The sequence below is a fragment of the Salinivibrio sp. EAGSL genome, assembly GCF_013366455.1.
Lineage (GTDB): Bacteria > Pseudomonadota > Gammaproteobacteria > Enterobacterales > Vibrionaceae > Salinivibrio > Salinivibrio costicola.
Map to the genome: position 1 here is coordinate 29063 of NZ_JABWMG010000004.1, position 24518 is coordinate 53580.

17 protein-coding genes are annotated in these 24518 nt (G+C 51.2%); 8 read left to right on the forward strand and 9 right to left on the reverse strand.

What is annotated here, in order from left to right; translation table 11 throughout:
- Positions 1-144 precede the first annotated feature (144 nt).
- The 4 genes from HLG76_RS03425 to HLG76_RS03440 all read left to right on the forward strand — a co-directional run bounded on the left by HLG76_RS03425 (position 145) and on the right by HLG76_RS03440 (position 4404).
- The gene (locus tag HLG76_RS03425) at positions 145-825 is read left to right on the forward strand and encodes a TIGR00153 family protein (RefSeq protein ID WP_077660493.1); all 681 of its coding nucleotides are present in this window, start codon (positions 145-147) and stop codon (positions 823-825) included.
- A 28-nt stretch (positions 826-853) separates the two neighbouring features.
- Positions 854-2110, forward strand: coding sequence for an inorganic phosphate transporter (locus HLG76_RS03430; RefSeq protein ID WP_077576469.1), 1257 nt, complete (start codon positions 854-856; stop codon positions 2108-2110).
- A 127-nt stretch (positions 2111-2237) separates the two neighbouring features.
- Positions 2238-2852, forward strand: a complete 615-nt coding sequence (locus HLG76_RS03435; protein ID WP_077576470.1) for a TIGR04211 family SH3 domain-containing protein — start codon at positions 2238-2240, stop codon at positions 2850-2852.
- Between the two features lie 301 nt (positions 2853-3153).
- On the forward strand, positions 3154-4404 hold the full coding sequence (locus tag HLG76_RS03440; protein WP_077773655.1) for a multifunctional CCA addition/repair protein: 1251 nt from the start codon (positions 3154-3156) through the stop codon (positions 4402-4404).
- On the opposite strand, the gene HLG76_RS03445 is transcribed toward HLG76_RS03440, so the two are convergent.
- The 4 genes from HLG76_RS03445 to HLG76_RS03460 form a co-directional block, all read right to left on the reverse strand.
- Complete coding sequence (locus HLG76_RS03445; RefSeq protein WP_175993056.1) at positions 4401-7466, reverse strand: error-prone DNA polymerase; 3066 nt, start codon at positions 7464-7466, stop codon at positions 4401-4403. The two genes, HLG76_RS03440 and HLG76_RS03445, sit on opposite strands and share 4 nt — an antisense overlap.
- Before the next feature lie 11 nt (positions 7467-7477).
- Positions 7478-8881: a DNA polymerase Y family protein gene (locus HLG76_RS03450; RefSeq protein ID WP_175993057.1), complete on the reverse strand. Its 1404-nt coding sequence runs from the start codon at positions 8879-8881 to the stop codon at positions 7478-7480.
- Entirely contained in the window at positions 8881-9573 is a 693-nt protein-coding gene (gene imuA, locus HLG76_RS03455; protein WP_175993058.1) for a translesion DNA synthesis-associated protein ImuA, read from the reverse strand. The genes HLG76_RS03450 and imuA overlap by 1 nt, the downstream gene beginning before the upstream one ends.
- A 173-nt stretch (positions 9574-9746) precedes the next feature.
- A complete protein-coding gene (locus tag HLG76_RS03460) occupies positions 9747-11195 on the reverse strand; it encodes a diguanylate cyclase (RefSeq protein ID WP_175993059.1) in 1449 nt (482 codons plus the stop codon).
- 575 nt (positions 11196-11770) lie between these two features.
- Between HLG76_RS03460 and pykF the strand changes: the two genes are divergently transcribed.
- The 4 genes from pykF (at position 11771) to treC (ending at position 17814) form a co-directional block, all read left to right on the forward strand.
- Positions 11771-13183 (forward strand): pyruvate kinase PykF, encoded by a 1413-nt coding sequence (pykF, locus tag HLG76_RS03465; protein WP_021023382.1) that lies wholly within the window; start codon positions 11771-11773, stop codon positions 13181-13183.
- 379 nt (positions 13184-13562) lie between these two features.
- On the forward strand, positions 13563-14519 hold the full coding sequence (treR, locus tag HLG76_RS03475; RefSeq protein ID WP_175993061.1) for a trehalose operon repressor TreR: 957 nt from the start codon (positions 13563-13565) through the stop codon (positions 14517-14519).
- 151 nt (positions 14520-14670) lie between these two features.
- Positions 14671-16089, forward strand: coding sequence for a PTS trehalose transporter subunit IIBC (gene treB / locus HLG76_RS03480; RefSeq protein WP_175993062.1), 1419 nt, complete (start codon positions 14671-14673; stop codon positions 16087-16089).
- Positions 16090-16149: 60 nt separating this feature from the next.
- The gene (treC, locus tag HLG76_RS03485) at positions 16150-17814 is read left to right on the forward strand and encodes an alpha,alpha-phosphotrehalase (RefSeq protein WP_175993063.1); all 1665 of its coding nucleotides are present in this window, start codon (positions 16150-16152) and stop codon (positions 17812-17814) included.
- A gap of 59 nt (positions 17815-17873) precedes the next feature.
- On the opposite strand, the gene ilvN is transcribed toward treC, so the two are convergent.
- The 5 genes from ilvN to HLG76_RS03510 all read right to left on the reverse strand — a co-directional run bounded on the left by ilvN (position 17874) and on the right by HLG76_RS03510 (position 24117).
- Entirely contained in the window at positions 17874-18371 is a 498-nt protein-coding gene (ilvN, locus tag HLG76_RS03490; RefSeq protein ID WP_175993064.1) for an acetolactate synthase small subunit, read from the reverse strand.
- A complete protein-coding gene (locus HLG76_RS03495; protein ID WP_175993065.1) occupies positions 18371-20089 on the reverse strand; it encodes an acetolactate synthase 3 large subunit in 1719 nt (572 codons plus the stop codon). The genes ilvN and HLG76_RS03495 overlap by 1 nt, the downstream gene beginning before the upstream one ends.
- A 399-nt stretch (positions 20090-20488) precedes the next feature.
- Positions 20489-22276: a long-chain fatty acid--CoA ligase gene (locus HLG76_RS03500; protein WP_175993066.1), complete on the reverse strand. Its 1788-nt coding sequence runs from the start codon at positions 22274-22276 to the stop codon at positions 20489-20491.
- 177 nt (positions 22277-22453) lie between these two features.
- Entirely contained in the window at positions 22454-23581 is a 1128-nt protein-coding gene (locus tag HLG76_RS03505; RefSeq protein ID WP_077459951.1) for an MJ1255/VC2487 family glycosyltransferase, read from the reverse strand.
- Positions 23578-24117, reverse strand: coding sequence for a phosphatase PAP2 family protein (locus HLG76_RS03510; protein ID WP_077459952.1), 540 nt, complete (start codon positions 24115-24117; stop codon positions 23578-23580). The genes HLG76_RS03505 and HLG76_RS03510 overlap by 4 nt, the downstream gene beginning before the upstream one ends.
- Positions 24118-24518: the final 401 nt, after the last annotated feature.

A 24518-nucleotide genomic window follows, 5' to 3' on the forward strand; every position in this document is an offset into this window, starting at 1 on the left:
CAAACGCACTGCGGCATAGATCACAAAAGCTGTTTCTTTAGCCAATGTTCTGCGCTACCATTCGCCGCTCCGATATACCATCGTTGAACGTTTAGCCTCCACTCTTTGCCCTTTGGGCGTGAGGCAACCAGGTAGATTACGGCTATGCCAGTCAATACAATTGTTGGGCTATTCGCAAAAAGCCCTATAAAACCTCTGCAACGCCACGTCAATCGTGTCAATGATTGCTGTGAGCTACTGATCCCGTTTTTCCATGCTTGCGAACAGCAAGATTGGGAAAAGGCGAATCAACTCCGTCACCAAATCTCTGAGATAGAGAAAGATGCTGACACCCTGAAGCGCAATATCCGACTCAAGTTGCCCCGCGGTTTGTTTATGCCCGTTGATCGGACGGACATGCTCGAGTTACTGACTCAGCAAGACAAATTGGCAAACTTATCCAAAGATATTGCCGGCCGAGTGATCGGCCGCCAGCTTCGTATGCCCCCAACAATGAATACCGCTTTCATTGCTTATGTACAACGGTGCCTAGATGCAGCCGCTCAAGCACGTCGGGTGATTAATGAGCTCGAAGAACTGCTTGAGACTGGATTTAAAGGACGCGAAGTCACCTTAGTGGCCGAAATGATTCATCAGTTGGATGTGATTGAAGATGATACTGACTCAATGCAAATCCAGCTTCGCCAGGCATTGATGGCGGTGGAACAGGAATACAATCCTGTCGACGTCATGTTCTTGTACAAAATCCTCGAGTGGGTCGGCGAAATTGCTGATCAAGCGCAACGTGTCGGTGCGCGCTTAGAGGTCATGCTTTCCCGTTCCTAACCGAGTGATGTAACAACAAGGTATTACAATGGAAATCCTGATGAATCACGGGACCATTCTTATTATGGTCGCCGCGGCTTTTGGTTTTTTAATGGCAATTGGTATTGGTGCCAATGATGTCGCCAACGCAATGGGCACGTCTGTGGGCTCTAAAGCGCTAACCATCAAGCAAGCCATTATTGTTGCCATGATTTTTGAATTTGCCGGCGCTTATTTAGCTGGCGGTGAAGTCACAGATACCATTAGAAAAGGTGTTATCGATACCAGTCTCTATGCCGATCAACCGTTAGAATTGGTCTTTGGCATGATGTCCGCTCTGCTCGCGGCGGGTACTTGGCTGCTCCTTGCCTCCTATATGGGCTGGCCAGTCTCCACCACCCATTCGATAATCGGCGCGATCATTGGCTTTGCTTGCCTATCGGTTGGCTCTGAGGCCGTCGATTGGCATACCGTCCAAGGTATCGTTGGCAGTTGGGTGATCACCCCCTTTATCTCCGGTCTTTTTGCCTACTTTATTTTTCTTAGCGCCCAGCGCCTCATTTTTGACACTGACCGCCCCGTACTCAATGCAAAACGTTTTGTCCCCATTTATATGTTCCTCACCGCGTTTATTATTGCGATGGTGACCATTAAAAAAGGGCTCAAACATGTTGGCTTGCATTTGACCACGTTAGAGTCAGTCAGTGCGTCAATTGTCTTGTCTGCACTGGTGATGTTTTTTGGCGTGTATTATATCTCTCGAAAATATCGCGGCGATGAGAGCCAAGGCTTTCAAGGCGTTGAGCGGATATTCAGCTTACTCATGGTCGTCACGGCGTGTGCCATGGCCTTCGCGCATGGCTCAAACGACGTTGCCAATGCCATTGGCCCCCTTTCAGCGATTGTCGCGACCGTGCAAAACCTCGGTACTGTGGCAGAAAAAGCACACATTGCTTGGTGGATTCTTCCGATGGGCGGTGCCGGCATTGTCATCGGCCTTGCGACCTTGGGGCATCGTGTCATGGCGACCGTTGGCTCAGGAATAACAGAACTCACACCAAGCCGCGGATTTGCCGCGCAATTAGCCACCGCGAGCACAGTCGTTTTAGCCTCGGGAACAGGCTTACCGATTTCGACCACGCAAACATTAGTCGGTGGCGTTCTCGGCGTTGGATTTGCCAGAGGCATTGCCGCACTCAACCTCGGCGTGGTGCGCAATATTGTTGCCTCGTGGCTCATCACGCTTCCAGCAGGCGCTTTATTAGCTGTGATCTTTTACCAAGTAATGATCACCTTCTTTGCCTAACAGTCGGCAGCGATGTCAAATCACGGTTAAAAAAAGGGGGGCATGGCTCCCCTTTCTTTTTAGCCTATGGCACTATGCCTAGCAAAGCCGATGTGTCCCACACTGAATAATGCAAAGGACCCCAGACGTGAAACACCTGTATTCTGCTCTCATATTGCTATTCGTTCTCGTCACCGCGCCGCAAGCCATGGCGGAGAACTATATTTCTGATGAATTATTTACCTATATGCACTCTGGCCCTGGTACACAATATCGCATTATCGGCAGTGTTGATGCAGGCGATAAAATCACTGTACTCAAGCGCGACCAAAATGCGGGCTATTCGCAAATTGTCGATAGTCGCGGCCGTAAAGGCTGGGTGAAAAGTGACTTCGTCACCACTCAACCTGGCTTGAAAGAACGTGTACCTGCGCTTGAAGCCGAGCTCAAAAAAGTAAAAACAGCCTTATCGAGTGCACAGGATGATGCCAAAGCACAACAAAAAGGGTTGGTTGAGTCGCTTAAAAAGCGTAATGCGCAAATCGAGAAGCTAGAAACACACAGCAGCGAACTCAATAAAAAGCTGATTGATGCACAAAATGAAATTCGTGCTTTGCGTGCAAAAATTGATACGCAAAAAGATGACTTATTAATGCGCTGGTTCACCTACGGCGGCATGGTGGCCGGCGGCGGCTTACTGTTTGGCCTTGTGCTGCCACATCTTATCCCACGTAAGAAACGTCGCCGTGACGGCTGGGCATAATCAATCTCCGATAAATAGGCTGCGTTTGCAGCCTATTTTATTTAGATCGCCACGTTTATATCGTTTACGTTTTATCCCGCGTTTTTTCTATCTCGTCGTTGATGAACAACCCCGTCGTTGATGAGCAATCCCGTCGTTGATGAGCAACCCCATCTTTCATTGGCGAGCTAACGATTAGCCATCCAACGGTAACCATTATCAGCACACGGTGGGCGTGCTGCTACGCTATATGTATACTTCTATGAAGGTATGACTCAGCATCTTTGCTGTTTCTTCACTTTCTGCAACCAAGGAGCTTTGTGTGAAACACTATCTTGTCGGCGGCGCGGTACGCGATGCGTTGTTAAGTTTACCGGTCACGGACAAAGATTGGGTCGTGGTGGGCGCGACAGTGAAGCAAATGCAAGCCTCAGGCTATCAACAAGTTGGCCAAGACTTCCCAGTCTTTTTGCATCCAGAAACGCATCAAGAGTACGCATTAGCACGCACAGAGCGTAAATCGGGCCAAGGCTACACCGGTTTTGTGTGTGACTTTTCGCCAGATATCTCGTTAGAGGCCGATCTTCAGCGGCGTGATCTCACTATAAACGCCATTGCCCAAGATGAAGATGGCACCTTGATTGACCCTTATGGCGGTCAGCAAGATTTACACAACCGGATGTTACGTCATGTCTCGCCCGCCTTTAGCGAAGATCCATTGCGCGTGCTACGTGTGGCACGATTTGCCGCCCGCTTTGCGCCTCTCGGCTTCACCATTGCCGACGATACATTGGCGCTGATGAAAGCTATGGTCGCCAAGGGCGAACTTGCCCACCTCACCCCAGAGCGAGTTTGGCGGGAGTGGGAGAAAGCGCTTGGCAGTGATCGTCCCGATGTGTTTCTTGCTGTGCTGCGCGATTGTGGTGCACTTGCGGTAGTGATTCCTGAAATCGACGCCCTGTACGGCGTGCCGAATCCTGCCAACTGGCACCCTGAGGTCGATACCGGCATCCACACTGAAATGGTCAGCCGTTATGCAGCCTCGTTGACCGATGACAAATGCATTCGCTTTGCTGCACAAGTCCATGATCTCGGTAAAGCCCTCACCCCTTCCTCCATCTTGCCCGGCCATCGCGGCCATGGCGATCGCGGGCTGCCGGTGATAAAAGAGCTGTGCGAGCGGCTTAAAATCCCCAATCAATGCAGAGATTTAGCCTTGGTAGTCAGTGCACATCACTCTAAGATCCATAAATGCGATCAACTCAGCCCCGAGCATTGGGTGGCATTATTTAATCAAATTGATGCGTGGCGAAAACCTGAACGGGTTGAGCAATTGGCCTTGGCATGTTTAGCCGATGTGCGTGGCCGCAAGGGACGTGAAAATTATCATTACCCGCAAGCCGATGCCTTACGTGAGCGCTTTGCCTGTGCCGAGAACGTCGATGTAAAGCCGATTGTCGACGCTGGCTTTAAAGGGGCAGCGATTCGTGATGAGCTTCATCGCCAACGCATTCAGGCGATTGCGGCATGCGCTGCGCCAAGCGATCAGCAAATCGCGGGCACACCCTATTAACGAAACTCACGCGACGTGACCGACAAGGTGGTGAGCTTAGGGGTAAGGTCAATCAACTTACCGGCAATTACATGCACCACCTCGCCCTGACGCTCGACAATGCCATGCACTTTCAACACCTTGGCTTGCATAAAAGCACGGGATTGCGCCCGTGCCGTCCCCGCCCAGACCACCACATTAATATTGCCGGTATCATCTTCCAAGGTGACAAAGGTTACACCACTGGCGGTACCTGGTGATTGCTTGCCCGTCACCACGCCCGCCACCGCGACCCAGCTTTGCGGCGCACACTGTGATAACTCAACGCCGCGGGTAAAACGGCCCAGCGTGCCGGCTTGCGCCATCAAACGAATAGGATGATCGGTGAGCGACAGCCCCAAGGCCGCGTAATCTTCAATCACGTTCTGCCACTGGGAAGGCGAATGAGGCAAGACAACCTCATCGTCACTGGTGGCCAGTAGCGGCAGTTGCCGCTGCTGATCCATCAGTGCCCAGCGCGCCTGATAGCGATTGCCAGCCAGCGCCGCCAATGCACCACTGCTGGCTAGGGCTTGATAGGCATCGTGGTCAAGGTTAATTTCTTGCAGTGCCGACAAAGACGCAAACCCCGACTCTGGACGATGGACCAGCAATCGGTCTATCGCCGCCGCACTCAATCCTTTGACTAATCGCAATCCCAGCCGCACGCCCCAGTGATCGTCGACCTTTTCTAAGCAATGATCCGCCCCCGAGTGTTGCACACAAACCGGCAACACAGGCACCTGATGGCGCGTGGCGTCTTGCATCAGTTGTGACGGCGAGTAAAACCCCATCGGCTGGCTATTGAGCAAGGCGGTATAAAACGCGGCGGGATAATAATGCTTCAGCCACGCCGATACATAGGCCAAGACCGCAAACGACGCCGAGTGGCTTTCTGGGAAACCATAATCACCAAACCCACAGATTTGCCGGTAAAGCTGCTCGGCAAAGTCGGCGCGATAGCCACGCGCGGTCATCCCAGTAATCAATTTGTCGCGAAACGGCGCTAGTCCACCCTTTTTCTTCCATGCGGCCATCGCACGACGCAGCTGATCCGCTTCGCCACCAGAAAAACCGGCTGCCACCATCGCCAGTTTGATCACCTGCTCTTGAAAAATGGGCACTCCAAGCGTACGCGCCAGCACTTGCTCAACCGCTTTGGACGGGTAGCTCACCACTTCTTCCCCATCACGGCGCTTTAAATACGGATGCACCATGTCACCTTGAATCGGGCCGGGGCGGACAATGGCAATTTGGATCACCAAATCATAATAACAAGCCGGTTTGAGTCGCGGTAGCATACTCATTTGTGCCCGTGACTCAATTTGAAATACCCCTACGGTATCGGCGTGCTGAATGCGCGCAAACACCCCCGGATCATCGCCTTGTTGAGTGATCGCCGCCAAACTCAAGCGAGGGCCACCGGTTTGGGCAATCAAATCAAAGGTACGTCGAATCGCGGTGAGCATACCCAGCGCCAGTACGTCGACTTTCATCAGATGCAGTGTTTCCAGATCGTCTTTATCCCACTGGATCACCGTCCGCTCTGCCATCGCCGCATTTTCCACCGGCACCAACTCATACAAAGGCCCATCTGCAATCACAAAGCCACCGACATGCTGAGAAAGGTGGCGCGGAAAGCCGATCAATGTCTGGGTAAGCGACAGCCATTGTTGGCTTTTCGCGCTTTTAGGATCCAGGCCCAACTGTTGAAGTTGCTGCGTCCAAGGCTGAGTTTTATCGCGCCGATTGAGGTTTTGAATAAAAAAATCAATCTGGCTAGCGGGGATCGCCAACGCTTTGCCCACATCACGCAGTGCACTTTTAAGCCGATAACGGATCACGGTTGCCGCTAAGGCAGTCCGCTCACGGCCATATTTTTGATACAAATACTGGATCACTTCTTCACGGCGCTGGTGCTCAAAGTCCACATCAATATCCGGCGGCTCGTCGCGCTCTTTGCTAATAAAGCGCTCAAACAGCACATCGACTTTGCACGGATCCACCGCGGTGATCCCTAAGCAATAACACACCACCGAGTTCGCCGCCGAGCCGCGTCCTTGGTATAAGATCCCACGCGATTGAGCAAAGCGCACCAGATCGTAAATGGTCAAAAAGTAATACGGATAATCGAGCGCCTCGATAAGCGCGAGCTCTTTTTCAATGATGGCTCCCACGTCACTGGGTACCCCCTTGGGGAAACGCTGCTGTGCGCCTTGCTTGACCGCGTCACGCAGATACGCCATCGCAGACTCGCCGGTTGGCACCACTTCTTTGGGGTAGCTGTATTTGAGACTCGCCAAGGAGAACTGACACTGAGCGGCAATCTTGGCACTTTCCGCTAGCCACTCGGGTGGGAATAGAGTCTGTAACTTAGATAGCGGGCGTAAAGCCCGCTCTGCATTGGGCAATAAAGTCTGCCCCAATTCAGCCACAGGCTGACGATGCCAAATCGCGGTTAAAGTATGATGTAATGCTAGTCGCTCAGGGTGATGCATCTGCACATCACCACACGCTGTCACACAAAGTTGATACTGGCTTGCCAGCATGCGACAGTGCGCCAGATACGGATGATCGTGTTCTGCTAAATCGCGGCGCACAGCCAGATACAAGCGCTCAGCATGATAACGCAGCAGCCACGTCGCCCAGTGATGATCACTCTCCGCGCCACTGGGTAGCCATAGCACCAAGCCATGACGTACCGACATCAGATCCCACTCGCTCAGCTGGTAATCGCCTTTGTGACTGCGCCGCCGCGCATTGGTGATAATCCGACACAGCTCTTGGTAAGCCGCTTGGGTGGGACACAGTAGAACAACATCTAACGCGTGCAGACGAAAGCGACTGCCAATGATCAGCGAAAGCTGCGGATAATCACGCTGAGCTTGATACGCACGCACCACACCTGCGACCGAGCATTCATCGGTGATCGCGAGCGCTTGATAGCCCAATGCCGCCGCTTGCGCCACCAGCTCTTCCGGATGTGAGGCGCCCTCAAGAAAGGAGAAATTGCTGCAACATACCAGCTCAGCATACGTACTCATCGCTTCACCGTCTAACTAAACCAACCGTGTAAAAACCAAGTTTGCTCTGGCGTGCGAAATACCCATAGCCATTGTTGCTGGGCGTTTTGGGCAATAAAGTAATCGCGCTGGATAGGCACGCCTTCCCACCAGCCCGTGACAATCCGCTCCGGCCCGTCACGTAAGGTGACCTTACCAATCAGTGGCGTGGGTTGCGGCAACAATAAGCTTGGACGTGGGCGCGTAGGTGCCGAGGCCGTCGGCGTGGCGCTATGATGATGAGGGACATGTTGGCTGGTCGCCTCGGGACGGTGATGATCTACATACGCCAACCGCATGACCGCCTCCTCTCCTAGTCGGGCTGCCAGTGTCGCGACCAACTCATCACGGTTTTGCTCGCCTTGCTGCGCGCTAAAGAGATCGGTTTGTCCGGGCTGGTGGCAATCGATGTGCGTGGCAGCCACACTCACCGCCGTTACTGGCTGGCTTACTTGCCATGACGCCAGGCGTAAACGCACCAACGCCATCCAGCGATCGGGATCTTTCTCACCATGCGCGGCCACCACGGAAAGGGTTTCTTCGCAATTATCGCGCAAGCTAAACCCCAACGTCAGCGCGGGGGTGCAAGCACTACGTTGCTCAAGAAAGTGGCACAGTGCTGATACCAAGTTATCGATGATCGGCAATAAATGGGCTTGCTCACTGAGCTCAAACAACAAGATCCGTTGCTGAAAAAATTGCAGCGGTGGCTGAAAATAACGCAGTGGCGTCGGCTTATCGCCACTCACTTCGGCAAGATAATCCACCACTGTGCGGGGAAGACGTCGCATCAGCGAAGCGGTAGGCAAGGCGATAAGCTCACCTAACTGAGAGAAGCCTAGACGCGTAAACTGGGTTTTCACCGTCTCCGGTAAAGGCGCTGCGGCCAACGGCAATTGCTGCAACGCTGCCTGCAAATGCTCGGGGTCGGTACTGATCTTGCCCGCGTGGCCATACGCCATAAGCTCGGCGGCACGCGGCGTTTGGCCCACACCAGCCTGATAACGGATGCCATTTTCAACCAACGTTTGAGTCACTGCCTGCCATAGCGGGGGAAACCCTTGATATAGCGCTAACATCGGTGACACGTGTAGCCATAAACCTTTAGGCGGATTAAGGCTGATTTCCGCGACCAACGGATAAAGCTGTGTGGCGATCTGCTCAAGGGCCGACTGCTCTTTCTTCGCGCAATAAGGGTAGACCGCAAGCTGATGACAGTTAACTGCCGCCGCCCCTAATCCCATACCGGTATTCAGACCGTGTGTGTTAGCCGCCACAGAGAGCTGCACTAAACGGCCTTCTTGCTCGTTGACCAGCCCCACTGCCTGCTCAGGTGACGGCACATAGAGGCTATCTAACAACAAGCTCGGGCAATGCAGGTACAGCCACAGAGTCATCACGCTTGCTCCCGCTGTTGCCGTGAGGGAAAGGCGAGCAAATTATCTGCGCTGCTCGGCCAAGTCACCAAAGCGGACCATTGCTCGCGCCAATCGAGGGTAAACGGGGCCGGTGGCCATTGACCGCGACAATAGCGCACCGTGACTGTCACGCCACACGCAGAAGGGGCCAGCGCCACACTTAAATCAACCGGCAAGCTCAACGAGTACGTCTGCTGACGGCGCAACAACACCACCGCACATTGACCATGTTCGCCCGCCAGTTTTAAGCGTTTGACTTGCCCAATCGTGAGCGAAGATGGCCATAACACTACCGCCTGACACGCACCACTGCGCGCCGCTTGCTCGGCTGCCCACAGCGCATGTTGATCGCTGTCAGGATACACTAGCAAGGTGTTTTCTGTTGGATAACCTTGCTGATGCAACATTGCCGCATTAATGCCGACCGGAGGACGGATCCAGGCGATCTCTTTACCGGTGGCGCGATACAGCGCAGGCAATACTAACCGCAGCTCACCAACGCCAAAATCACTGATGATATCCGTAACCCCTGGCGTAGGGATCCCACCCAGACGCTGATCAAACGCGGCATAACCGGTCGCTTGCTTATCGGGTAAGTCAGCCATTAGCGGACGCTGACTAGCACGCCATAGGCCGTGTTGTTGGGCTAATTGTTCGAGCGTTTTCATCATTAAAATACCTGTATATAAATACAGTATATTTAACTTTCGTCGCGCTGCAAGAAAAAGAAAAAGAAAAAACCAGTGCACGCCCTATAGCCGGTTGATAAAAAAACGACCCCTAAAAAGGAGCCGACTTTCTTGGTGGGATGTCGTGTCTGATAAGGTATAACGCGCTAAGAGGATTACATCGCTGAAATAGGCGTCTTCACCGATTGAGACGAGGCGAGCATTACTTGGTTACGTCCTCGGTGCTTAGCGCGATACATCAACACATCTGCCGCATGAATCAAAGCATCAAGCTCTAACGCGTCCATATCATCGGTAACATCACTGGCAATGATTGCACCGATACTGACCGTTACCCGTATCTCAGCACCGTCAAACTCAAACACACTATCCGCCACATCGCAGCGAATATGGTTCGCTATTTCAATCAAGGCATCTAAATTTGGCGTTGGACAGAGTACACAGAACTCTTCGCCTCCCAGACGTGCTGCAGCGCCTTTTTTGACTAATCGCTTTAGGTAGCTGGCAAGGTGTACCAACACTTTATCGCCTTGCATATGCCCGTAGGTATCGTTGACTTGTTTGAAATGGTCAAGATCAATCAGGATCAATCCCATTTCTTGCTGACGGCTAAGTTTGGGCTTTTGACGTGAAAAGTAAGCGTCTAAACCACGACGGTTTAACAGCTGCGTTAAAGGATCCGTATTAGCAAACTCTCGCAGACGTGAATTGGCTTGGCGCAGCGCAACAGTCCGCTTATACACCATACGCTTTAGAATAAAAATATAGGTCACCGCGCCTAATAGCACCGTAAGAGCGACACTCGGGATAAGCCAAGTGGGATAGGCTTCGACGCGTTCGGTATTAATCCATTTTTGTTTAATACGCAGTAACTCTTGTGCGGGGATGTTATCAATGCCGGCACGTATCTCGTTCAGTAGTGCTTGATTACCTTTAGGTACCGCCGCATAAATCGGACGCGTATACAGCACTTGATCGGCAACAAACGCCAGCGGCTTACCTTGCGTCAAAAAATAAAAGTTTGCGGTTTGGCTATCGGCAACGAGTGCACTGATTTCGCCATCGAGCGCGGCACTAAATAACGTTTCATTACGCCGAAAGCGTCTTTGCTTCACATTAGGATAATGTTCAGCTAAAAACCAAGATTCGTAGCTGCCAGCCACCACGCCAACCACTTTGTCTGCGGCTAATGGATCTTTACTAACTTGTCCCGCCTGATTTTGCACATATAAAGACCCATTCGTATTGAAGATAGGCGCCACATAATCCAAATAGGCTTCACGTTCGGGAGACTTGAGTAACCCCGCGTGAACGCGATTGCCTCCCTCTTTCATATACGAAAGGGAGTCAGCCCAGTCGAGCAGCATAAACTGAATCGATTCGTGATTGTATTTAGCGTAAGCCTGCCAAAAATCAATCAATAAGCCTTTGGGTTGACCATTACCCGGTATGTAGCTGTAGGGTTTCCATTCAGACGAATGCGCAACGACTAGTATGTCTTTTTCTTCTGACAGATACGCGTCGTCAGCCCATGCAAACGTACTTGCATACGTGCAGGCTATAAGCAGCATCCCTGTCAAAAACCGTAAAATACGCGCAAACATTGTTAGGCAGCCCATGAAAAGAGTCTTGATGGTAGATAAAATCTTACAGAACGCAAAAGACTTAATAAAAAAGCATGATCCAGTTCAAATTGGAAGCCAGATCACACCATATAATGTCAAGTTAGACATTAACGGTATAGAAACTAATCAAAAAGGAATACGTCGTATGGTAAAGGAGAGCGCGTCAACAGAAAGCGTAATCAATACAAAAATATCTTACCCCCTCACTAACCTGTCATGCTGTTGTAATGATTTAAATCGGTAGTTGTGGTAAATTTACGCGCCCAAATGGAGAAAGGGGCTTGGATATTCAGATCGCGTGCTTTAAGTCTTCTAATCGATAGCGGCTTTATTGCCCGTGATCAACATAGATCACCGCAGACCATCTATACTCACAGGCGATAAACAGTGATGTTACCCCAGCTATCCTAGTTGCGGTAACGCCATTGAAAAATGCAGAGGTTTCGCTTTCACAGCTACTTGAGCAAAAAGTGCGTGGTAAAATTACACTTTTTCAGTGTGTTGTGAAAAAGCACCAAGCTTATGTTTCAATTTTTGACCGGAGAAATGTGTCGATGAAAAAGACCAAAATCGTATGTACGATTGGCCCAAAAACCGAATCTGAAGAGATGCTGACTCAGCTTGTTGAGGCTGGTATGAACGTTATGCGCCTTAACTTCTCACACGGTGACTACCAAGAGCACGGTGCTCGTATTGCTAACCTACGTAACGTGATGAAGCAAACGGGTAAACAAGCCGCTATCTTGCTGGATACTAAAGGTCCAGAGATCCGTACGGTAAAACTAGAAAATGGCGACGATGTCATGCTAGAAGCCGGTCAAACCTTCACTTTCACCACAGACACCTCTGTCGTGGGCAATAAAGATCGCGTTGCGGTCACTTACGAAGGTTTACCTCAGGATTTAAAAGCGGGTAATACTGTCTTAGTCGATGATGGTCTGCTTGAGATGGAAGTACTAGAAACGACTGAAAAAGAAGTGGTTTGTAAAGTACTGAACAATGGCGAGCTAGGTGAAAACAAAGGCGTTAACCTGCCAGGCGTTTCCGTTAGCCTTCCGGCATTGGCAGAAAAAGACAAGTCTGATCTTAAGTTCGGCTGTGAGCAAGGTGTTGATTTTGTTGCCGCCTCATTTATCCGTAAAAAAGAAGACGTGGAAGAAATCCGCGAGCTACTAGCCCAAAACGGTGGCAGCGACATCAAAATCATCTCTAAAATCGAAAACCAAGAAGGTGTCGACAACTTTGACGCTATCTTAGAGGCCTCAGACGGCATCATGGTTGCTCGTGGTGATCTGGGTGTAGAAATCCCGGTTGAAGAAGTGATCTTCGCGCAGAAGATGATGATCGAAAAATGTAACCGTGCTCGCAAGCTGGTTATTACCGCAACACAAATGCTGGATTCGATGATCAAAAACCCACGTCCAACCCGTGCTGAAGCCGGTGACGTGGCGAATGCTATCATGGATGGTACCGATGCCGTCATGCTGTCAGGGGAATCTGCAAAAGGTAAGTACCCATTAGAAGCGGTAAGCATCATGGCGCAAATCTGTGAGCGTACAGACCGTCAAATGTCACCTGCGTTGGGTTCTCGTCTCGATAGCAGCCGTCTGCGCATCACCGAAGCGGTCTGTAAAGGCGCTGTCGATACCTCTCAAAAACTGGGCGCACCTTTGATTGTCGTTGCGACCGAAGCGGGCAAATCAGCACGCTCAGTACGTAAGTACTTCCCAACGGCTAATATCATCGCGGTAACCACTAATCCGAAAACAGCCGCACACTTGTGTCTGACTAAAGGGGTGACGCCTGTGATGATCGAAAGCATCGACAGCACGGATGAGTTCTACCGTCGCGGTAAGACCATCTCTCTCGAATCAGGCTTGGCCAACAAAGGCGATATCGTCGTGATGGTGTCCGGTGCTTTAGTTCCTTCAGGCACAACCAATACTACATCAGTGCACGTGCTGTAATTGATCGTACTTATATAGTAAAAGCGATAACAAAATTTACGCCTCGACTATGTCGGGGCGTTTTTTTATCTGCGCTTACCAGTGGACAATTTCTTTGAAGTGCGTTTTGATCAATACCGCTAACGGCACTAAATAAATCGCGCTAAGCTTTAATGCCAATACCGCGAGCGTCAAGGTGGTCATGCGCACTAGGCACTTATTGATCGTTTGTAGTAAAGGGTGGCTCATCATCATTTCAGTCTAAAAAGGTCGTTGTTCAAAAATCAGGCTGTAGTTTACAAATTAATCAATAAATCGCAAGCGCCAATCACGGCTGTTATCATGACAGGTAAAGGCGCTGTGTCTAAGCCACTGATTTACCGCTATCACAGAGAAAAAGATGACAAAACCATTAACCATTTTGGATATTGCCCGCTTAGCCGGGGTCGGGAAATCGACCGTATCCCGTGTGTTAAACAATGACGCACGCGTTAAAGACAGCACACGCGCTAAAGTGCAAGCGGTGATCGACCAACACGACTTTCTCCCTTCTAAATCCGCGCGGGCGATGCGAGCACAACGCAGTGGTGTTGTGGGTGTGATTGTAGCTAAGCTGAGCTCCAACTCCGAAAATACCGCGCTGACTGGCTTGCTCAATACCTTGTATGCCAGAGGCTATGACGCCGCGATTATGGAAACGCAATTTTCGCAACAAAAAGCACAAGCCCATTTGGACGTGCTAAAACGTCGTAATGTGGATGGTATTATCTTTTTTGGCTTTTCGGGGTGTGATCTCTCTGCTCTGGCGCCTTTTGCTCCCCATTGTGTGGTACTCGCGATCGATAGTAACGACTATGCCAGTGTGAGTTATGACAACCAAGGCGCTGTCACACAAGTCATGGCGCATTTCTATGCCCAAGGACTGCGCCACATTCACTTTCTCGGTATTGATGAACACGATGAAACCACGGGGCGTGCTCGGGCCCATGCCTACCATTCTTTCTGTGATCGCCAACAACTACCTGCCCGTCTGCATCGCTGCGAAATGAGCCTACATGCTGCCTATAAGGCAACCGACTCACTGATTGATAGCCAAACCCAGGCGGTTGTATGTGCGTCTGATACCCTGGCGCTTGGCGTCGCTAAGCGATTACAAACCCTTGGCCGAGAGGACATTGCTATTGGCGGCATTGGCAATCATGACATGCTACGCTTTATGTTCCCACGCGCAGTCAGTGTGGAGCTGGGTTACCATCAAGCGGGTCAGCATGCAGCCGAGCTATTGCTCAAGCAGCTTGATGAAACGCCTACTGAGATCACGCATTGGACACAACCGTGTCATCTCGTGGTGCCCTAACCTTTTCTCTACACGATGAATCAAGCAGTTAAAAAATTCTGTGTGATGGTTTTCAAATAATGGGAACGATTCCACTGATAAATTCGATCGTACGATCCATAATCAGTGGGAACGTTACCAATGAATACCCTACAGCAATACAGGATTGCTTATGAGCCAGATAGATAAAAAAGCCGTTGACCAATTGGTTACTCATATTGGCGGCAAAGACAACATTGCAACCGTAAGCCACTGCCTCACCCGTTTACGTTTCGTGTTAAACGATCCGGAGAAAGCCGATGTCGCAGCGATTGAAGCGATCCCCATGGTGAAAGGCTGCTTTACCAGTGCCGGTCAATTTCAAGTGGTGATCGGCACCAGCGTCGACCAAGCTTTCGCGCTGTTACAACAAGCCACCGGCGTCGAGGGCCAATCAAAAGACGAAGCCAAACAAGCGGCTCGCCAAAATATGACCCTAACTGAACGTGCGATTTCACACCTCGCGGAAATTTTTGTTCCCCTTCTTCCCGCGATCATCACCGGCGGTCTGATCCTCGGCTTCCGTAATGTGATCGGTGATATCCGCATGTTCGATGGCAAAACCCTGACCGAGATCAGCGAGTTTTGGGCCACCGCTCACGGCTTCTTATGGCTGCTTGGCGAAGCCATCTTCCACTTCCTGCCTGTCGGTGTCTGTTGGGCGACGGTGAGAAAAATGGGCGGTACGCCAATCTTGGGGATCGTGCTCGGTATTACCCTAGTATCACCCCAGTTGATGAACGCTTACCTTATCGGTAAAGAAATCCCCGAAGTGTGGGACTTTGGCTGGTTCTCGATTGAAAAAGTCGGTTATCAAGCGCAGGTGATCCCGGCGATGTTTGCGGGGATGGCGTTGGCGTTTATTGAAACCCAGTTAAAACGCATTATTCCGGATTATTTGTATTTGGTGGTGGTGCCTTTTATCGCCCTGCTCACTTCCGTGATCTTGGCACACACCTTGATTGGCCCATTTGGCCGCGAAATCGGTAATGGTGTCGCCTTCTTAGCCCGTTCGGCGATGACCGGCGATTACGCTTACATAGGTGCGGCTCTGTTCGGCTTCCTTTATGCACCTTTAGTGATCACTGGTGTTCACCACACCACCAACGCGGTGGACTTGCAGCTGATGCAAGAAATGAACGGTACCCCTATTTGGCCACTGATTGCCCTGTCCAACATTGCACAAGCCTCGGCGGTGGTCGGGATCATTTGGATGAGCAAAAAAGAAAACGAGCGCGAAATATCGGTGCCTGCCGCGATTTCTGCCTACCTTGGCGTCACGGAGCCGGCCATGTACGGGATTAACTTACGTTACAAGTTCCCGATGCTATGCGCCATGGTTGGCTCGGCCCTAGCGGCGATTGTGTGTGGTCTTTCCGGCGTGATGGCCAACGGCATTGGTGTGGGTGGCCTGCCAGGTATTTTATCCATTCAGCCACAGTTCTGGGGGGTTTATGCGGTCGCGATGCTGATAGCCATTATCGTGCCCATTGCACTCACCGCGTTTATGTATCGCCGCCAAGCCAGCAAAGGCAAACTGGCCGTCATCTAATTCCCCTTCAGTCTGCGGGGAGGGAACGCTCCCTGCTTTATTCGCGTTGAGAGAGACATTATGCACGCACATCCCTGGTGGAAAACGGCCACCATTTATCAGATTTATCCAAAAAGCTTCCGTGACACCACACAAACAGGGACAGGTGATCTGCCGGGCATTATCGAAAAACTGGACTACTTTTCGGCTTTGGGCATCGACGCCTTGTGGCTCACCCCCATTTATGTATCGCCACAAGTCGATAATGGCTACGACATTGCCGATTATTACGCGATTGACCCAAGCCTAGGCACCATGGACGACTTCGACATCCTGCTCGCCGAGGCACACAAACGAGATATCCGTATCATCATGGATATTGTCATTAACCACACTTCAACTGAGCATCCTTGGTTTCAATCAGCGCTTGCCAGCAAAGACAGCCCCTATCGCGATTACTATATCTGGAAAGACCCGGTTAACGGCGGCGCTCCGAACAACTGGCAGTCAAAATTTGGCGGTAGCGCCTGGCAATGGCATGAACCGACCGGTCAGTATTACCTTCATTTATTTGCCACCGAGCAAGCCGATCTTAACTGGGAAAATCCAGTGGTGCGGACAGCCGTCAAAGACGTGATGGCCTTTTGGGCCGAAAAAGGCGTGGATGGCTTTCGACTCGATGTGATCAATTTGATCTCCAAAGATCAGTCGTTCCCCGACGATTACCAAGGCGATGGTCGCCGTTTTTATACCGACGGTCCCCGCGTTCACGAATACTTGCAAGAGATCAGCCGCGACATTTTCCAGCGTTACGGCAGCGTCACCGTGGGCGAGATGTCTTCGACCACCTTAGAGCACTGTCAGCAGTATTCCGCGCCAGATGGCAAAGAGCTCTCCATGGTGTTTAACTTCCACCACTTAAAAGTCGATTATCCGGGCGGTGAGAAGTGGCGACTGGCGCCATTTGATTTCTTGGCCCTAAAACAGCTGTTCCGCACTTGGCAGCACGGCCTGCATAATCAAGGCTGGGGCGCATTATTTTGGTGTAACCACGACCAACCACGTGTGGTCAGCCGCTTTGGTGATGACCGCCGCCATCGCGTTGCATCCGCCAAAATGCTCGCCACTGCGATTCATATGCAGCAAGGCACGCCTTACGTGTATCAAGGGGAAGAAATTGGCATGACCAACCCTGGCTATCAACATATTGATGACTATCAAGACGTCGAAAGCCGCAACATGTACCATCTGCTTTGCGAACAAGGCATGCCTGAAGAGGAAGTGTTGGCCATTCTGGCGGCACGTTCACGCGACAATTCACGCACGCCCATGCAGTGGGACAGTTCAGCAAACGCCGGTTTTACCACAGGTGTGCCGTGGCTGAAGCCTGCGCCTAACTATGTTGACGTCAATGTCGACACCGCACTGGCGGATAAAGACTCGGTATTCTATCACTACAAGCAGCTGATTTCCCTGCGCAAAACCTTACCCGTCATTCGTGAGGGAGATTATCAGGATTTGCTGCCTGACCACCCACAATTGCTCGCGTATCGCCGCGACAACGGCGACAGCCAACTGGTGGTAGTGTGTAACTTTTATGGCGAACCGGTGACAGCGACCTTGCCTGTCGCGCCTGCCCCAAACGCAGACTTGGTGAGCCATAATTACCCAGAAGCCAAGCCCTTGATGCCAGAAATGCAACTGGCACCCTATGAAGCCTTGGTGTATTTGATTAATCCCGCCTGACCGACAAAAAATGGCACGCCAAGGCGTGCCATTTTACTTACAACGACCAGTTGCTTTATTTACTGGCGCAGCGCTCGCTCGCCACGTGCAATGCCCACTACGCCACTGCGTGCAACTTCAATGATCTCGGTAATCTCACCGACCGCGCGAATAAAGGCATCCAGTTTGTCACTGTCACCGGTCAGCTGCACGGTATACAGCGAGTTCGTGACATCGACAATCTGACCACGGAAAATATCGGCGGTGCGTTTTACCTCCGCGCGGGCAAAGCCGCTGGCTTTTACTTTCACCAACGCCAGTTCACGCTCAATGTGATCGCTTTCGGTGACATTGCTCACTTTCAGCACATCAATCAGCTTATGCAGGTGCTTTTCGATTTGCTCGCGGTCCGCGTCGCTGACCACCGAGGTGGTGATATTCAAGCGCGATAAGGTCTCATCATCGGTGGGTGACACCGTGAGCGATTCAATATTGTAGCCACGCTGAGAGAATAAACCCACTACACGCGACAAGGCACCTGGTTCGTTTTCCATTAAAACCGATACAATACTGCGCATTAGGTTCTCTCCGTTTTGCTCAACCACATTTCATTCATCGCCCCGCCCCGTACCTGCATTGGATAAACATGCTCGGTTTCATCAACATGGATATCGACAAACACCAAACGATCTTTCATTGCCAGCGCCTTTTCTAGGCCGGCTTCCAGCTCGGACGGATGACTAATACGCATTCCCACGTGGCCATAGGCCTCAGTGATCGCGGCAAAATCTGGTACCGAGTCCATATAAGAGTGCGAGTGACGGCCTTGATAAATCATGTCCTGCCATTGTTTGACCATCCCGAGGAAGCGGTTATTGAGGTTCACAATCACCACCGGAATATCATATTGCAACGCGGTGGAGAGCTCCTGAATGTTCATCTGAATACTGCCATCACCGGTGACACACACCACCTGCGCGTCCGGTAGCGCAAACTTGACCCCCATGGCGGCGGGAAGCCCAAAGCCCATGGTGCCCAAGCCACCCGAGTTAATCCAACGACGTGGCTTATCAAACGGATAATAAAGTGCGGCAAACATTTGATGCTGGCCGACATCCGAGGTCACATAGGCATCACCATGAGTGAGACGGTACAAGGTTTCAATCACCTGCTGCGGTTTAATCCGCTCAGGATCAGCGACATATTGCAAACATTGGCGCTCACGCCAAGTTTGAATATTGTGCCACCAGGTGCTGATCGCATCGCTGTCGTTGCTGCCTCCCTGCTCCACCAGCAATTTGAGCATGCTACTGAGCACAGCATCGGCAGAGCCGACAATAGGAATATCGGCCGAGACGGTTTTGGAAATGGTCGAGGGATCCACATCAATGTGCATGATGGTGGCATCGGGACAGTACTTTTCGAGGTTATTGGTGGTGCGATCGTCAAACCGGACACCAATACCAAAAATCAGATCGGCTTGGTGCATCGCCATGTTGGCTTCGTAGGTACCATGCATGCCCAGCATGCCCAGCGAATGTTCATGGGTGCCGGGAAAGGCCCCCAGCCCCATCAGGGTGCTGACTACCGGGATGTTCAAGCTTTCTGATAGCTGGCGGATTTGTTCGCCGCAATCGGCCATGATAGAGCCACCGCCGACATACAGCACCGGCTTTTTCGCCGCCAGTAGTGCTTTTAGTCCGCGCTTAATCTGCCCTTTATGGCCGGATGTTGTCGGGTTGTAGGAGCGCATGCGCACACTATCAGGATACTGATACGGATGCTTTTTAGCCGGATTAACCATGTCTTTGGGGATGTCCACCACCACAGGGCCGGGACGTCCAGTCGAGGCAAGATAAAAGGCTTTTTTAACAATATTGGGAATATCTTCAGCGCGCTGGACTAAAAAGCTGTGTTTCACCACAGGACGAGAAATCCCCACCATATCGCACTCTTGAAAGGCATCATTGCCAATCAAACTACTCATCACCTGCCCAGAAAAAACCACCATAGGAATTGAGTCCATGTAGGCGGTGGCGATACCGGTAATCGCATTGGTTGCGCCTGGGCCTGAAGTCACCAGCACCACGCCTACTTCACCGGTTGCACGCGCGTAACCATCCGCCATATGCACGGCCGCTTGTTCGTGACGCACTAACACATGATCGATACCACTTTTTTCATGCAATGCATCGTAAATATCCAGCACCGACCCGCCTGGATAGCCAAAAATATGTTTTACGCCTTGATCGATCATGGAACGCACGATCATCTCGGCACCAGATAACATTTCCACTCTACGCCTCCCTGTTTGCATAGTTAGGACTTACTTTTAGCCTAATCCAGCTCCTTACACTTGGATGTACTGGTGGTGTGATCACACGGACATCAAAACCAAATACTGGCGGTAAGGTAGCGTTAGATTGTTCGTTGGCCCGCCTCGACAGAAACGACCTCCAATGTAACGTTTTATTTGCAAAACTGTCCATTGGCTAACCAGTATTTACATTTAATCACTAGATGTTGAGTGTATGTTGCTGGATTACGCTGATGAGAAGGGAGTAAATCGACAACATTCACTAAAAAAGCATCGGCTTGCGAGATTTGCTATTCCGACAAAAGGCGATAAAAAGGAGAAAAGGGATAAAAACAGCGTATGAGGAGGCTCACCAATGAGCCCCCTAGCTAGAAACCGTCAACGCTGGTACATGGCGTCGATATGATGCTGGTAACGCGACAGGATCACTTTACGACGCAACTTCATGGTTGGCGTAAGCTCACCACTGTGCATACAAAAGCCCTGTGGCAACAAGGTAAAGCGTTTGACTTGCTCAAATTTGGCCAATTCATGTTGCAAGCTCTGTAAACGCTTTTCAAACAAGGCCACCACATCAGAATGTTTTAACAGCTCTTTGCGATTTTGATATTCGATGTTAGCCGTTCGCGCCCACTCTTCTAAGGCATCAAAGCAAGGCACAATCAAGGCAGAGACAAAATGACGCGCCTCGGCCACCACCGCTATCTGATCGATAAAATGATCACGCACCAAAGCGCCTTCCACCCGCTGTGGCGCGATGTACTTACCGCCTGACGTTTTCATCAGCTCTTTGATTCGGTCAGTGATAAATACATTGCCGTGAGCATCGAGATACCCCGCATCGCCGGTTTTCAAAAAACCATCCGCGGTAAAGGTGGCCGCCGTCGCATCGGGCTGATTGAAGTAGCCACGCATCACCATCGGCCCACGCACTTGAATTTCATTATCCTCACCGATGCGCAATTGGGCGCCGGGCATCGGAGAACCAATCGACTGGGGGTCAAAGCAGGTATCATCCCAACAAGACACGGTGGCCGTGGTTTCGGTCATGCCATAACCGAGCTTCACGTTAATACCGATTGCATGGAAAAACGCGCCAATGTCAGGGTCAAGACGCGCCCCACCGCATGGCATCAAGCGCATCTTGCCACCCAGCAGCGCACGCAACTTACTGAGTACCAGCTTGTCGGCCAACGCCAATTGCCATTGCTGGCGCCGCGACAGTGAATGGCCAGCACGTAACTGAGCAGCATGACGCTCGCCTTGGCGCAGGGCCCAACGGAATAAATGCGGTTTAACGCCGGTGGCTCGACTGAGTTTGTCGTGAATAGCTCCATGGATTTTTTCGTAAAAACGCGGTACGGCCGACATCACTGTTGGCTGAACCGACGCCAATGCCGATCGCACCTTTTGCGGGTCTGAGAGATAGGCATTGACCGCCCCACGATGTAAGACGTAATAGCTCCAGGCACGCTCAAAGACATGTGATAAGGGCAGAAACGCCAAAGAGACGTCATGCGGTTCAATGGCGAGCACCTGATCATGTACATCAAGCTGCGCCGCGACGTTGGCATAATCGAGCATGACCCCTTTGGGCTCCCCAGTAGTGCCTGAGGTATAAATCAAGGTGATCAGATCGTCCATGCAGCGTGCGTCAATGCGCGTCTCTAATTCGGCTTGATGACCACGATCGTCTTGCAATAACCAACTCGCCCAATCCCACACTTTAGGATGTGCTGGCACCGGCGTCTCTTGGCTTAACGCCACCACACCTTTGATGTTTGGGCATTGCTCCAACGCCGCTACCGCCATTTCCAATTGATCGTCACCCGCGAAAATCCATTGCACATCGGCATCGTTAATAATGTATGCCGCTTGCTGGGCCGTGCTGGTCGCGTAAATCGGCACCGGCACAGCGCGAATTTGCAGTGCGGCATAATCTGACATTGCCCACTTTTCACTGTTTGGCGCGAAGATAGCGACGGTTTGCTGAACCTGACAGCCGGCTTTGAGTAAACAGCGAGACAGTTGATCAACACGCTCGCCGAGTTGACGCCAGCTAATACTTGTCCACTGGTTGTGTTGCTGGAAGCGAATCGCTTCTCGCTGATGCTGAGTGCGAATTTGCTCACGAAGGCGGGTAACAATATGGTATTGGGTGTTCACTATGCTTCTCTTGGGCTCACCTTTAGGCGAACACTTGTACGCTCAAATAATAAAGCGAGTCTACTGACCGCTCGGGTAAAAACAAGCAAAATCGAGCGAATACTCTAGTGAAAATGTAAAAACGTGATTCAGCAGCGTTGAGGCGTTAATCAGTCACCTTGTGCATAACGGATCCTATTAACGGTTCAGCCGCTGTAACCTCAATCGGTTCGGCTCAACGCGTGTTGATAAGCGGTTGAAGTCTAAGATCGACTCTTCGACTGTTTCCGGATAATCAACCTGAGCCCACAAATGGTGAAATAGGCTGCGCGTCTGGCCCAACTCACCTTTGACTAGCCATTCCGCCAGAGCTTTAGCAACATCTGGGTACGCAATCGCGTCCACTGCAGGTGTCTGTAGCCATTCTCGGACAGCACGCGCATCCAAGCTATTCATAGTGTGCGCCAAGCCAAGCTGGGCGAGTGTCGCGACATTGCTTAACTGCTCAAACTGACCAGACAGTGGTTTTAATAACAGTTTTTTACCTAACGTCAGCGCTTCAGACGGAAGTTCAAAGCCCCCATTCGCTATTACCCCCTGGCACTGATGCAGCGCCGAGTGAAAGCTTTCTTTGCCCAGCGGCATAAGCGTAAGATTTTCTCGCTGCTCGGGCGCGCTTACCTCGGGGTGAAAGCAGACAAAAGGCTGGCTAAAGCGCAACAACAACTCACTCACCGCAGATAAAGATTCAAAGGGGAGATACACCAGTACCGCCTTTTCCGCAACGGGCGACACCGTTGTTGCATTCGGCAGGCTGGTATCAATAATCGGAGGTAAAATCGCTTGGTTAAAGTGATACCAATGCAGGCCAATGGCATAGTCTGTTGGCGCAAAGTGGCGCATAATCAGACGATTAATCCAAGTTTCTCCGTGTTTGGGCACCGCATGTGAAAACGCGGCTTGATGACTGATGGCCACCGAGGGTATTCCTTGTTGGCGCGCCGCCCACGCACTGATAGGTTCAAAATCAGAAATGACCTTGTCGTAGTCTGATACATCAAGCTGGCGAATATCGCGTCGCAGCTGTGCCAAGTGATTGTGTCTCGCCGTGGCTAACATATCAATTTTGCCATCGCGGCTCACAAAGCTCATCCCGGTGAAGGTCCGATAGTCACCGAATGGCGTCATATCAAAATAGTGCTCTGCCGGCCGACCAGAAAAAATAAAATCAACCTCGACATCGTACTCTGCCAAAGCACGCGCCATCGCTCGGGCTCGCGATATATGGCCGTTACCGGTTCCTTGAACACCGTATAAAAGCTTCATGAAAGACCTGCCATTCCGTAAAGATCCGCGGTGATGCTGTGCGCCAAGTTGGCACACATTATCCCTAACCCTGCGCCCACAATAATGTCGGTCACAAAATGCACCCCCAGTAACACCCGAGAAATGCCAATCAAGCTCGCCCAAATAAATACAAACAGCGTGAGCGATGGGAAAAAGATGCTCAGCAAAGAAGCCATTAAAAAGGCACCTGCAGTGTGGCCTGATGGCATACTGTATAGGTCAGAGGGCGTGATAAAGGCGGGTAGCTGCGAAGGACGTGTGCGCCGGAAACTGCGTTTTAATACCCAGTAAATTGGCAGCTCAATGGCAAATGCAGTGAGCCCCGTGAGTAAAAACCAGAGCCCCACGGCTTCTTGCAGCCACCAAGCAGCTAACCCCACCACAATATAAAGAGGCCCATCGCCCGAGTGGGAAACGGCACGGGCCACTTTGGCGGTGTCAGCGCTAAAGCGATGCGATAGGCAAAGTGTCGATACCGAGTGGTCAAAGCGTTGAATCGCAGCAAAGCGTCTCATGGTGCCTCCCAATACAGCGAGCTGATGATTAAACATTAGCCAGCCGGTGTGACAGGTCGGTGACGTTATTGGGACATCTCAATGAATTTACTCTGCCCCGTCGCCGCTTAAGATCAGCTGTGTTGGCGTAAGTAAAATAATGCAGGGTGGACAAAGCCGCCCCAAACCACAGCACAAAAGTCTAACTTTTAGTGTAAAAAGCAGTTTAATTAACCGGTTTTTCGCCTTTATATTGCGCAGAAAACGGGTTTTGTTTTTTTCAGATTGACGCTTTCCCCATCGCTCTGTTATTTCTGGTAACAGAATATTTACTGACGGACATCAGCATGACACTGTTTCACCTACGCCTCATTCTCCTCCTTATCGTGACCCAGTCGCGCGGGTAGGTTTTGGGCAGAAAA